At 54.0% G+C, this 12,402-nt stretch carries 14 protein-coding genes; 1 reads left to right on the top strand and 13 read right to left on the bottom strand.

Going from position 1 to position 12,402, the window contains the following annotated elements; translation table 11 throughout:
* Window positions 1-10: 10 nt before the first annotated feature.
* Window positions 11-1,051 (bottom strand): thiamine-phosphate kinase, encoded by a 1,041-nt coding sequence (gene thiL / locus TCARDRAFT_RS11155; protein WP_007290096.1) that lies wholly within the window; start codon window positions 1,049-1,051, stop codon window positions 11-13.
* Window positions 1,052-1,075: 24 nt separating this feature from the next.
* Between thiL and alr the strand changes: the two genes are divergently transcribed.
* The gene (gene alr / locus TCARDRAFT_RS11150) at window positions 1,076-2,317 is read left to right on the top strand and encodes an alanine racemase (protein WP_007290095.1); all 1,242 of its coding nucleotides are present in this window, start codon (window positions 1,076-1,078) and stop codon (window positions 2,315-2,317) included.
* A 57-nt stretch (window positions 2,318-2,374) separates the two neighbouring features.
* On the opposite strand, the gene TCARDRAFT_RS11145 is transcribed toward alr, so the two are convergent.
* From TCARDRAFT_RS11145 to TCARDRAFT_RS11095, 12 genes are all read right to left on the bottom strand, one after another.
* On the bottom strand, window positions 2,375-2,944 hold the full coding sequence (locus TCARDRAFT_RS11145; protein WP_007290094.1) for a GerMN domain-containing protein: 570 nt from the start codon (window positions 2,942-2,944) through the stop codon (window positions 2,375-2,377).
* A complete protein-coding gene (locus tag TCARDRAFT_RS11140; RefSeq protein WP_408643052.1) occupies window positions 2,944-4,104 on the bottom strand; it encodes an N-acetylmuramoyl-L-alanine amidase family protein in 1,161 nt (386 codons plus the stop codon). The genes TCARDRAFT_RS11145 and TCARDRAFT_RS11140 overlap by 1 nt, the downstream gene beginning before the upstream one ends.
* A 177-nt stretch (window positions 4,105-4,281) precedes the next feature.
* Window positions 4,282-4,500: a DUF3006 domain-containing protein gene (locus TCARDRAFT_RS11135; RefSeq protein ID WP_040683361.1), complete on the bottom strand. Its 219-nt coding sequence runs from the start codon at window positions 4,498-4,500 to the stop codon at window positions 4,282-4,284.
* 1 nt (window position 4,501) lies between these two features.
* The gene (locus tag TCARDRAFT_RS11130; protein WP_007290091.1) at window positions 4,502-5,410 is read right to left on the bottom strand and encodes a ComEC/Rec2 family competence protein; all 909 of its coding nucleotides are present in this window, start codon (window positions 5,408-5,410) and stop codon (window positions 4,502-4,504) included.
* A 56-nt stretch (window positions 5,411-5,466) separates the two neighbouring features.
* Window positions 5,467-5,817 (bottom strand): type II toxin-antitoxin system PemK/MazF family toxin, encoded by a 351-nt coding sequence (locus tag TCARDRAFT_RS11125; RefSeq protein ID WP_007290090.1) that lies wholly within the window; start codon window positions 5,815-5,817, stop codon window positions 5,467-5,469.
* Window positions 5,818-5,820: 3 nt separating this feature from the next.
* Entirely contained in the window at window positions 5,821-6,096 is a 276-nt protein-coding gene (locus TCARDRAFT_RS11120; RefSeq protein WP_007290089.1) for a CopG family ribbon-helix-helix protein, read from the bottom strand.
* Between the two features lie 156 nt (window positions 6,097-6,252).
* Window positions 6,253-7,038 carry an NAD(P)H-hydrate dehydratase gene (locus TCARDRAFT_RS16050; protein ID WP_007290088.1) on the bottom strand — a complete coding sequence of 262 codons (786 nt, stop codon included), beginning with the start codon at window positions 7,036-7,038 and terminating at the stop codon, window positions 6,253-6,255.
* A gap of 23 nt (window positions 7,039-7,061) precedes the next feature.
* Window positions 7,062-7,805, bottom strand: coding sequence for an NAD(P)H-hydrate epimerase (locus TCARDRAFT_RS16045; RefSeq protein WP_007290087.1), 744 nt, complete (start codon window positions 7,803-7,805; stop codon window positions 7,062-7,064).
* The gene (locus tag TCARDRAFT_RS11110) at window positions 7,802-8,185 is read right to left on the bottom strand and encodes a holo-ACP synthase (protein ID WP_007290086.1); all 384 of its coding nucleotides are present in this window, start codon (window positions 8,183-8,185) and stop codon (window positions 7,802-7,804) included. Before TCARDRAFT_RS11110 ends, TCARDRAFT_RS16045 begins: the two co-directional genes overlap by 4 nt.
* A gap of 373 nt (window positions 8,186-8,558) precedes the next feature.
* Window positions 8,559-9,464 carry a phosphate butyryltransferase gene (ptb, locus tag TCARDRAFT_RS11105; RefSeq protein ID WP_007290085.1) on the bottom strand — a complete coding sequence of 302 codons (906 nt, stop codon included), beginning with the start codon at window positions 9,462-9,464 and terminating at the stop codon, window positions 8,559-8,561.
* A gap of 159 nt (window positions 9,465-9,623) precedes the next feature.
* The gene (locus TCARDRAFT_RS11100) at window positions 9,624-10,556 is read right to left on the bottom strand and encodes a DUF1858 domain-containing protein (protein WP_007290084.1); all 933 of its coding nucleotides are present in this window, start codon (window positions 10,554-10,556) and stop codon (window positions 9,624-9,626) included.
* 385 nt (window positions 10,557-10,941) lie between these two features.
* Window positions 10,942-12,189, bottom strand: a complete 1,248-nt coding sequence (locus TCARDRAFT_RS11095) for a dicarboxylate/amino acid:cation symporter (protein WP_007290083.1) — start codon at window positions 12,187-12,189, stop codon at window positions 10,942-10,944.
* Window positions 12,190-12,402: the final 213 nt, after the last annotated feature.

The following is a 12,402-nucleotide window of genomic DNA, read 5'->3' as shown; positions in this document are numbered from 1 at the left end:
TTCGTCCTCCCTAACGGAAATGGTTGTACCCCCGTGGCGCCAGTTCCTGCTCGACGCCATCGTCCATTACCAGTTTTACGCCGTCAGCCGCTTCGGTAACCTCCCCAATAACAGTCAGCGGCACGCCAAAGTCAACTGCAGACAACGCCTGCAATTTTTCCCGGCCAATCGTAAAAACTAACTGGTAGTCTTCCCCCCCGTACAGGGCATAATCCAACGGTTCCTTCCCGAGCATGGCAGCCGCCTGTTTAAGTTCAGGGGCCAGCGGTACCAGCTTGGCCTCAATGCGCAGGCCTACCTTGCTAGCCTTGGCAATTTCGTGGGCCTCACTGGCCAACCCATCACTGATATCGTCCATGCTGGTCGCGCCATAGAGCCCCAGCAGTTGGCCGGCTTTGACCTGCGGGCGGGGAGTGAGATGGGCCGTTACGAGCGGCCAGGCAAAATCGTACTCCGCCCAATTGTCAAGGCTAAGCAAATCGAGACCGGCGGCGGAACTGCCGAGCACGCCAGTCACGGCTACCATGTCGCCGACTTGCGCCCCGGAGCGGCGGACAAGCTGGGTCGGCTCTACTTCTCCCATGACCGCGACATTAATAATCAGGCCGTGCGGGCTTGCTACCGTGTCACCGCCGACTATGTTGACGCGAAACTCGCGGCAGATTTCCTTCATGCCCTGGTAAAGGTTGACGACAAACTCTACCGGTATTTGCCGGGGCAGAGCCAGGGAAATAACAGCATGGCGCGGCACGCCGCCCATGGCCGCGATATCGCTCAGGTTAACGGCGATAGCTTTATAGCCGAGCTGCCAGGCCGTTGTCCGGCCCAAATCGAAATGTACTCCTTCTACCAGCATATCGGCGGTTAAAAGCTGCAGTTGGCGGGGCGTGGGCAGCAGCACGGCAGCGTCGTCACCAATGCCGACCACAACGGTTCCCGGCTCCTGAATAGCGTCGGTCTGAATTAAATCTATCAAACCAAACTCGCCAATTTCTTTTAAGTCCATAAGCACCACCACATATCGGCTTTTGACTACCTTTTCGGGCTGCATACAAGTATTTCCTGCATTGCTATTATGCCACAGAGCAAAAAAAAGTTGTATCGCCGAAAGGATTTATCCAGCAGGCTGGCAAAAACCAAATTGGCAGCCCTTTCCGGCGCTGCCGAAATCGTAAAAGAAGGTGCTACTGTGCGACCAACGCATGTTCAAGTCGACCTTGGGGCAATTCGTCATAACATAATCCAAATCAGGCGGCGGCTTAAACCCTCTACCCGCTTAACAGCCGTGGTGAAAGCCAACGCCTACGGACACGGCGCCATTCCTGTCAGTCGGGCGGCCCTCGCCGCCGGCGCCGACAGCCTGGCCGTCGCTCTGCCGGAAGAAGGAGTTGAGCTTCGGGATGCCGGCTTCACCGTGCCCATTCTGGTCCTTGGTCTTACTTTGCCCGAACAGGCCTCCGTGCTGGTAGAATATGACCTTACCGCCACAGTATGCACAGAGGACGGCCTAAAGGCACTGGCTCACGCCGCACGGTGCGCCGGCAAACGGGCCCGCGTTATGGTTAAAGCCGATACCGGTATGGGACGCATCGGCCTTACGTCTGACAAGCTGCTCCCCTTTCTCACCGCCGCGGCTGCCATGCCCGAGATTGAACTGCGCGGCCTATTTACGCACCTGGCAACGGCCGATGCCGCGGATAAAAGCTACGCTCGCCGTCAGTTGGCCGCCTTTACCGCTATTCTTGACCAGGCCGCGGCCGCCGGTATTTTGCTACCCTATATTTCCGCCGCCAACAGTGCCACCGTTATCGACATCGTCGACGGCCATTTCAATACCGTTAGACCCGGCATCGCTATTTACGGCCTGCCGCCATCACTGGAAATGCACCAATCGCTCGACCTCCGGCCAGCCATGGAATTCAAAACCCGCATTGTCTATATCAAAGAAGTACCGGCCGGCTTCGCCGTCAGTTATGGCTGCACATACGTAACACCGCAAGCCACCTTTCTCGCCACTCTCCCAGTCGGTTACGCCGACGGCTACAGCCGCCACCTCTCCAACAAAGCCTGTGTACTGATCGGCGGTAAACGCCGCCCTGTCGTGGGGCGTATCTGTATGGATCAAACCATTGTCGATTTAGGACCTGTTTGCGATGCGGCTGTCGGCGACGAAGCTGTCCTGTTCGGTCGCCAGGGTGACGCCGAAATTACCGTCACCGAACTGGCTGAATTAGCGGGAACGATTAACTACGAGCTGGTCTGCGGCATAAGCGGCCGTGTCCCCCGTCTGTATGTAAATGACGGGGACGAAAGGTAGAACGCCAGGATAACACAAAAACAAGACCAACCCTGCCTGAGGTTGGTCTTTCTTTGATCAAGGCTTTTTAATAATCTTCTCCGACCGGCTGAGCGGGTGACTCACATCCATATGCCCGCTAAGCGTTTCCACCTTCTGCCCTTCGACTAAAATTTGCACTTTCTCAATTTCGGGAAACTCGGTCAGCGTATTGACAATGGCGCCTACGGTCAGCAGCTCGGTAGCCGATCCGCCCCCATTGTTCTTGATTAGCTTGTCATTAAAATCCACGTAAGCGATATGATCTTTAATCGTAAGACTACGGACCTTGGTTCCCGGCGGCAGCACGCGCACCAAATCCCGCGACTTCGGATCGGCGAGCAACAGTTCCACTGCCGTTTGCGCCGGATGGTTGTTCTTGGGGACAACATGAACCTCAGGGACAAGGTGCATGGCATCTTTCGTGGCGTGATATACGGTGAGCCGCATCGTCTCCTGCGCTGGCGGCGCTGGCGTTTCCGTCGCTTCACTTGTTTTGGGTGGTGGATTAGGCGGCTGAACCGTAGCCGGTGTGCTGGTAGCACAGCCAATAGTAAGCAGGGCAAAGAGAAGCAGGATCAGGAAGAGAGGGACCGCTTTGCGGGACATCACCGCTCACCTCCTAATTTCGCCGCCTGGGTGAAAAACCGGTTCAACCCTTGGACAATTCCCTGGGCCATTTTTTGCTGAAACTGCGGCGTATTGAGCAGTTTTTCCTCCTCCGGGTTGCTGATGAAAGCCAGCTCCACTAATGCCGCCGGCATGATGGTGCGCTTGATAACATAGAAGTTAGCGGGATTAGCTCCGCGATCCTGCAGGCCGCCTGCCTCTAGCAGCGCGCTCTGCAAGTTCTGGGCAAGCAACATATCGTAAGGCGTTTTTTGATAATAATAAGTCGCGGTGCCGCCGGCGGCGCTGTTAGTAAAAGAATTGATGTGGATGCTTACGAAAACGTCGGCTTTCTTATTGTTGGCAATGCTTGTCCGCGCCTTAAGTTCTTCCACGGCCGTAGCATTCGGTCCAAATACGTCCCGATCATCCTGCCGGGTCATTAGTACTTTGGCGCCGGCTTTTTCCAGCAAAGCCTGCACCTGCTTGGCCACTGCCAGGGTAATAACCTTTTCCTGGGTCTTGCCCAACCCAATAGCCCCTGGATCACTGCCGCCATGGCCGGGATCGATAGCGATAACTTTGTTTTTCAGACCAGGGCTAAACTTATAGTCGACAGGCGGAACCTTTTTATTCACGTCAACTACTACGCGGAAAGGCCGGTTAAACTTAGGGTCGCTAGGAAGGGTAAACACCCGATAATCATTGTCTTCCAGCATTAAGGGCACGTCAACGATTAACCGGCTGGAATCAAGACCGGTGGCAACTAGTTCGACCCTGTCAGCAATTTTGCCGCCAAAAGATAGCTCGTCCTTAACTTTGCCAGGTATGGCGCCTTTAATGTTCACTACCAACCGTGGCGTTGGCGCAGCCTCGGCTTCTGCCTCAACGCGCACTGGGCCGGACACATCCAATACCAGGCGGAGCTTGCTTTGACCAGTAAGGGCATCTTCATGGGTCGCCCAGCGAATATTGGTGATTTCCTGCTTCAAGGGGAGTTCCTGTTTTCCTGCCGCCGGTTCCGGCCTGACGACAGGAATTTGGGCGGCCGGTTTCGGCTCAGGCGTTACCGTCACCGGATTTGGACCGGCAAATGCCGCCGGCATCAGCAGCAACAGACAAAGAAACACGGCCAGAATAGTCCGGCGCAAAGATATCACCTCCAAATAGCGACACCTAGTAGGTAGGTTCGCGCTCTCAGCAACAAAATCCTGCAGGACTTTTGTCGGAAAACATTGGTTTTCGACTGACCAGTCGATCTTTTTTCATAGACAGGTGCGCGCACCCGCCAGACGGTAACGAACATAAAAACCGGGAATACCATCGGTTCCCGGTTTTTACTCTTGGCCCAGCAAGCGCCGCAGTATGGTTTCCGCCTCTTCCCGGGCCGCACGGGTGGCGTCGCCGTCCACGGCCAACGCCATGGTAAGAATATCGCCCTCCCTGGCGCCAGCCGGTAGCAGGCAGCGCGGCCATAATACCTGCTCCTCCTCATCGCCGACTAAGAGTACCGCCTTTTCGTCTTCAAAGCGGTCAATCACCGCTCTAAGCTGCATGTTATCCTTTCTCCTTGCTAATGGTATAACCTTTTCCATCGGTAGTCACCGTTACCGTGCCGTCTTTGTCGGTACGGTAAATTTTCAGCTTGCGCTCATTATATTTTTTTAATGTGCTGGGATGGGGGTGATGGTAGTCATTGTTGGCCCCGACCGAGATAATGACCGCCTCTGGCGCCACCGCCGCCAGGAAGGCAGGAGTGGATGAACTGCTGCTGCCGTGATGGGCGCTCTTAAGGATGGTACTCTTCAGTTCGGCGCTGCCACTTTTCAGCATGCGCTCCTCCGCTTCTTTTTCGGCATCGCCGGTTAGCAGCATGGAAAAATTCCCATAAACCAGTTTGACAACAATGGAGTTATTGTTTAAGTCGGATTCGGTACCTTGAATATATGGTTTTTCCGGCGCCAAGGCCTTGAGTAGCGCGCCGCCGCCAATGTCGACCATCTGGCCGGCTGTCAGCACGCTAAACGGAATATTCTTTTTCTGGACTGTCTCGAGGTACTGGCGGTATAAACCGCTCGTCGTAGTCTGGCCGCTGTCATAGACCTGCCTTACCGTAAAGTTGTTAAAAATGGCCGCCGCGCCCCCGAGATGATCAGCATGGGGGTGGGTTATAATCAGTTTGTCGATAACAGTAATGCCTTCATTTTTTATGTACTTAACCAATTGCTCGCGGGCCGGAACGTCGCCGGTGTCAATGAGTACCGTCTGGCCGCCGGTACGGATGAGAATCGCGTCCCCCTGCCCCACATCAAGCACCTTAACCGTGACCGTTCCCGCCGTCGACTGGCCAGACGCCTTTTGCGGCTCAACCGCCGTTTTCCCCTGGCCGCCGCACCCGGCTGCGATCACCAGCAATATGGCCAGGCAAACCGCCAGCAGCCTGCGCCACCGCCAAATTTTCCCCATATATCTCCTCCTCGCCTAGACAAATTAAAAATAGGCAGTCTCCCGCCTATTTCCCATTATAATTGAACCAATCCCAAGCTAATACGGATTGCTTCATCCACTTTGACCATAATGTCTTCGCTGAGATGTGTAACTTTTTCCTTCAACCGTCGCTTGTCAATGGTGCGCAACTGTTCCAGCAGGACAACACTATCTTTATCAAGGCTAAATTGTTTGGCGCTAATTTCTACATGCGTGGGCAGTTTGGCCTTAGAAATCTGGGAAGTAATGGCCGCTACAATGACGGTCGGACTATATTTATTGCCAACATCATTCTGGATGATTAGCACCGGACGGTGTCCACCCTGCTCTGAGCCAACTACCGGGCTGAGATTAGCATAGTAAATATCCCCACGCTTTACAATCATGAACTATTCACGCTCCGTCAGCAAGGTGGGCATCAAATCGTAGGCTTCAGCATCGGCGACTAATCCTTCTTCAGCTAACGCCAGATTGATTATGGCCATCTCCTGATATCCCTTCTTCATCATATCGCGTACCGTCTTACGTTTCCGTTCCTCGATATATAGGCGCATAGCTTCCCGAACAAATTGGCTACGGCTTAACTTCTCCATGGCGATGATGCCGTCCACTTCCTGCAGAAGGCTGTTCGGGATACTAATCATGATACGCTTTAAGTCGGCCACACACTCACCCCCGCCGTACCACATTGTTGATATATTTTCATTATATAAACAGTTATATACAGTGTCAACTTTTTATATATAAAATATGTCCTAGGGTTATCAATTATGCATCGCCATAGCTAGTTATAACATAAAGCTCCTGCCCCGACAAGCTTCTCATTCTTCCAGCAAGCCGGCATAAGCTGCCGGCAGCGCCCGAGCCACATCGCCGGCCGCCATGCCAACCTGGCCGGCGCGCGCGGCAATATCGCCGGCCAGGCCGTGGAGATACACACCGGCGATAGCGGCGTCATGACTGGACAAGCCTTGGGCAATAAGGGCAGCAATCACTCCGGTCAGCACATCGCCGGTACCACCTGTGGCCATACCGGCATTGCCACTTGTATTGACATACACTTCTCCATCAGGGAAAGCCACCACCGTCGGCGCCCCCTTGAGGACCACAATCGCCCCCCAACTATGTGCCGCCTGCCGCGCCACACCAATACGGTCCTGGTTGACCTGCGCGGGTGTAAGGCCGAAGAGCCGACCCATCTCGCCAGGATGTGGCGTCAGTACCGCCAAAGCAGCAGTATCGCGTAAAATATCCGTATGCCCGACAAGGGCATTCAATCCGTCCGCATCGATGACCAGCGGCTTATCACAGTTTCTGACCACTTCCCGCACTGCCGCCATTGTTTCTTCCGCTCGGCCCAGGCCTGGACCGATAGCCAGCACGTCACAGCGAGCCGCCAGATCATCAATATAGGGCACCGCCTTCATGCCAATAGCGCCGCCGACAATTTCCGGCAGCGGCCGCGTCATAATCTCGGTTAGTTTCATTTGCATGAGACTCAGCAGACTCGCGGCAACGCCCAGTGTTACCAGGCCGGCGCCGGCGCGGAGCGCCCCCGTCGCCGCCAGGGCCGCTGCGCCGGTATAGGCCTCTGACCCGCGCCACAATGGCTACATGGCCGTTCATTCCTTTATGCGCCGCCGGATGCCGGCGCGGCAGCAGCTGCTTCGCTTTGCTGAGCCGTGATGGCGTTTTGGCGAATGGTATCGGCGGCCAGCAGCGCGGCCGGGATAGTGATGTCAGCTACCACTAGCCGGCCGGTGTATTCCGCCCCCGGATATAGCAGCAGCCCCGGTTTGGGCAGACCAAAGGTAACGGTATAATCCGCCCTGACCGCCACTGTGCCGACCCGGCCGGTATCGGCATGAACACCGGAAGGAATGTCGGCCGCCACAACCGGTTTACCGGCGCTGTTAACGAGCTCGACAGCCCGGGCCATATTGCCCTGGATAGCGCCGCTAAACCCCGTCCCCAGCATGGCGTCAATAATACAGTCGGCAAACGTTGCCGCCACCCGCGCCATATCCCAATCACGGTCGCCAGCCAGCGGCAGCACATCAATCCCCATCTTCTTGATGATATTCAGATTGACCTGGGCATCGCCGGCCATATCACCCTCGTCAAATACCAAGAAAACTTTTACTTTGGCCCCCAAGCTGGCAAGATGGCGGGCGGCGACAAAACCGTCGCCGCCATTATTGCCTTTGCCAGCAAAAACACATACTCTCTTGTTGGCTGCATCCGTGAGGATAGACGCCACCTGGCGGGCGAGGGCGGCCCCAGCGTCTTCCATGAGAACAAGGCCCGGTATCCCGAAATATTCAATGGCCGCTTTGTCGATCCCCCGCATTTCGGCCGCGGTTGCTATTTTCATTTGTTTTCGCCTCCCCACAAAATGACCTGCGCCGCCGCATACTGGCGAGCATGGGTCAAAGTAATATAAATACGTTCAACCCCCTGTGCGGCGGCGATTTGCGCAAAACTGCCCGTAAGCCGTACCTGGGGGCGCCCTTTCGTATCAGGCAAAATCTCAATGTCCTGCCAGCGCCCGCCGGACAGGCCGGTTCCCAATGCTTTAAGCAGCGCCTCTTTACCGGCAAACCGGGCGCCATACGAAGCGGCCCGCTGCCGCCCCCGCCCCTCACAATACACCTGCTCGCCGGGCGTAAAAATTCGCCGCACAAAAGTATCGCGCGCAATGGCAGCCGCAATGCGGTCAATCTCCACAATGTCTATGCCGATACCGATAATCACCAAACCACCCCGTTAAAGGTCATCTATTATCGTTCTATTCCAGTATCATAAGTTACCAACTGTAAGATATGTAGTATTAACAAAATCTTACCTGCCAGCTTTAGGACCAGCAAGTTTTAAGGTTCCCTTCTTCGCGCAGGAGGTGATCTCTACTCAGCAAATTGTATTCGGTTTTACCTGGCATATACCTCTTGCCGGCACAAAAATTCTTCATTCATGGGGCACGATTTACACACAGCTAGACCGTCGCTCTCCTTGTCGTCGCACAAAGTTACCCCGTTAGCCGTTCACTGTAGCCCATCCTACTTTCGTCCGTTAATCCAAGCATTGATGACAAAAGGCTTATGCCACAAAATGCATAAGCCTTTCAAGCTTAACCGAGCTGAGAGACAATAACACCGAGAGCGATGGAGTTTAGTTTGGCTTGTGGGCTGTCCGCCCGGGAAGTGAGAATAACGGGAGCTTTGGCGCCGGCAATGATGCCTCCTATTTGGGCCTTGGCGAAATATACGACCGATTTATAAAGGGCATTACCGGTTTCAATATTGGGGGCCAATAGAATGTCGGCCATTCCTGCCACCGGGCTGACGATGCCCTTATGTCGGGCCGCCTCGAGCGATACCGCGTTATCCAGGGCCAGGGGACCGTCAATCACACAGCCTTTGATCTGACCGCGGTCAGCCATTTTGGCCAGGATCGCCGCGTCCAAGGTAGCCGGCATGTCAGGATTGACCACTTCGACCGCGGCCAAAGGCGCCACCTTGGGCTGCTTTATACCGAGCGCCTTTGCAACAATGACGGCATTTTGCACGATTTGCGCCTTCTGGTTAACATCGGGCGCGATATTCATAGCCGCATCAGTGAGAAGCATTAAGCGGTCGTAACCGTCAATCTCCATAACCGCTACATGCGATAGCACCCGGCCGGTACGCAGTCCTATCTCTTTATCCAGCACCGCCCGCAGAATGTCGGCCGTACTAATGAGTCCTTTCATTACCAACTGAGCTTGGCCCGAACTGACAAGCGCCACAGCCTGCCTGGCCGCTGCCTTGGCATCCGGCTCATGGACAATGTCAAACCCGCTAAGCTCAATCCCCGCCCTGCCGGCAGCCGCTTTGATTTTGTCCCGGTCACCAACTAGAGCGGCCTGGGCCAGTCCATGCCGGTAAGCCTCGGCCAGCGCCAAGAGCACATCTTCATCTTCGGCGACGGCAACGGCAATCCGGGATGGACGCCCCTGCTGCGCTGCCTGCAGAACATCGCGAAAAGAACGCATCATGGAAAACTCCTCCTTAAATAACATCAAGCATCATTATGGCACATAATGTCAAACAAAGTAAATATTTGCATCGCTTTGGCATAATCATTTTTAGTATGGATTGCCGTGACTGCTTTCAACCGGACAAAAGCCGCCGGAACTGCCGGCGGCTTTTGCCTCTTACACTTTATTCAATTCGGACAACAGTTCTTCCAAGTCAATCCCGTGAATACCCGCGGCCTTTTCGACGCTTTCCCCGCTTGCCGACGGGCAACCGAGGCAGCCCATGCCATGAGCGCGGAAAACAGCAATAGTCCGAGGGTTGTCGCGGATAACTTGGCCAATAATGCTGTCTTTGGTTATTTTGCCTGGCTGAACAGGCGCCGGTTCTTTTTCGCTGGCCGCGACTTGGTTGGCCGCGACAGCCGGTTGGGCATTGGCTTCCTTCGTTCCTTGGAATAGAGCCAGCACGTCGGCGCGGAATTTTTCAAAGCCAATGCGGTCAATCATTTGGCCAAGCCGTTCAATATCAGCGTTTTTCTTATAGTAATCAATCACGATTTCTACCAATTTCAGCACTTCGTCATAGGTAAGATTTTCCGCCAATTTATCGGCCAAACGCGGTTCGCGCCCGCAAGAGCCGCCTACTACTACCGTCCAGCCCGTTTCGGTAGCGAACACGCCGATATCTTTGATATGCACTTCCGAGCAGGAGTTAGGACAGCCGGCTACCCCAATTTTCAAACGTGAAGGCATCTCCTGTTTATGATAGCGCCGGTCCAACTCCATACCCAGTTTGATTGAGTCATCCAGGCCGCGCTTGCAAAACGCGCTGCCAGGGCACATCTTTACGCTCCGCACACAGTTAGCGTAAGACAGCGCCGGATTGACGCCCAGTTCTTCCCATACCTTGTCGACATCTTCCGCTTTCAGGCCAATGATCATCATGCGCTGGGCCGACGTCATTTTGAGTGTAGCCCCATATTTCTCGGCAATATCGGCGTATTTGCGGAGCTGCGCCGGCTTTATAAACCCTCCCGGCACACTGGGGGTAATCGCGTAGGTCCGGCGACCTTCGCGAATTTTTTGCAGGTTGGCTGCTTTCGGCATCATCTTCATCACCTCAACTTAGCTTCTGGTTTAATTGTATGCTAAGCGGCCGGCACCATCTGTGACTTGCGTCACCTGACCAGTGTGATACTCCTCACACCACTCTTTGCCGCGGCTGACTTAAAATTCGAGGACCGGACACCTGTGCCGCCCGGTCCTGATAATCCTCTCGGCACCCGTTGGCTGGAATTCTGCCCCTTACGATATCCATGGCACCAACAAGACTTGAGATATTCAGTATTCCGTCTCGGGAAGTTGTATTCGCATGCATGATGCTGATGCCCGGCGGAGCCAAGCCAGGGGGACAAGGCGGCCGCTAACGTAAATCAAAATGCCACCAAAAATAAGAAAGCTCCCTGACCTGGGAGCTTTCTCTTTCTTTTATCAATTAAGCGCTGACGCCGGTATTGGTATCTTCTACGGCTGCAGCGCCGCCGAATCTGTGCAACAGAATAGCTGCGATAGTATTGCCGAACACGTTTACAGTAGTGCGACCCATGTCCATAAACCGGTCGACGCCGGCGAGAATGGCGATGGCCTCCACCGGCAAGCCGATAGAAGTCAGGATGACGGCCAGCACGACCAGCGAAGCGGCCGGTACGTTCGCCGTACCCTTGTTAGCAATGAGAGTCGTGACCAGAATAGTTAATAAAGAAGCCGAGTCTAGCGGAACCCCATAGGCTTCAGCCAGGAAGCACACCGCAAGGGACTGATAGAGGGCGGCGCCGTCCAGGTTAAAGCTGTAACCCAGCGGCAGAACAAAGGATACAATCTTATTGGGAATGCCAGCACGCTCCAGAATTTCCATGTGAACAGGGAGTGTTACCTCAGACGAGCAGGTCGTAAAGGCCAGCAACAGCGGTTCCATAACTTTCTTAGTAGTAGCAAAGGGGTTGAGGCCTAGGAAATAGACAATGATCCAGAAGATAACCATCACAATAGCCAGGCCGATATAGAGGGTACCGATCAATTTGGCCATGGCCAGAAGTACTTTGCCGCCTTGGGTAGCGAACACCCAGGCCATAATGCCGGCGACGGCAATGGGGGCTGTGGCAACAACGCCTTTAGTCAGTTTAAACATTGCTTCCAAGAGGCCTTCCAGTATATGCACGATAGGCTTGCCTTTTTCACCAATACTGGCCAGGCACAGACCAAAGCAAATCGAGAAAAACAGGGTGGGAATAATCTTCTGGTTGGCAATGGCATTGACCACGTTGTCAGGAATAATGTCTAGGAAGAATTGGGCCCAGTTGATAGACGTAGCTAGGTTCGCCGGAATTTTGCCGGTAGCCTGCAACGCCACGCCAGCACCTGGGTGGAAAATGGCGTTCAATACGATGCCAAGAACAATGGCCAAACCGGTTGCCACATAAAACCAAATAAAAGCCAGGATACCAAGACGTCCCAGCTGCTTGATGTCCGACCCCATCTTATAAATGCCGAGGGTAACTGCCGAAAAGACGAGCGGCATGACAATCATTTTTATGGCTTTAATAAAGGCCGTGCCTAAAGGCTGCAGCTGTGCGCCAAATTTTGGCCACAAGAAACCGATGCCAATACCGATAACCAGGCCCACCAGAATTTGCAGCCACAAAGGAAATTTTTGCGAACCATTGGCGCCGTTACTGTTTTCCATACAACTTAACCTCCTTTGAACATAGTATAAATGACGTTTAGAACCCTGGCACTTCCCTGACCGGTGCATCCCTCCTTCTCAAGCAAAATATTTCATATATCTTATGATATTTAATTGCCAAATCAAAAAATTCCTGCTAATTAATAGGAAAAATAAAACAATTTATAAATGTGTGAATTTTGAAACAAAGTTTTCAACAGAAACTCAGCTACT

The sequence above is a fragment of the Thermosinus carboxydivorans Nor1 genome (assembly GCF_000169155.1).
Taxonomy (GTDB): Bacteria; Bacillota; Negativicutes; order Sporomusales; family Thermosinaceae; genus Thermosinus; species Thermosinus carboxydivorans.
Note: the sequence above shows the minus strand (reverse complement) of the source record. Positions and strands in the feature narration are given on the sequence as shown.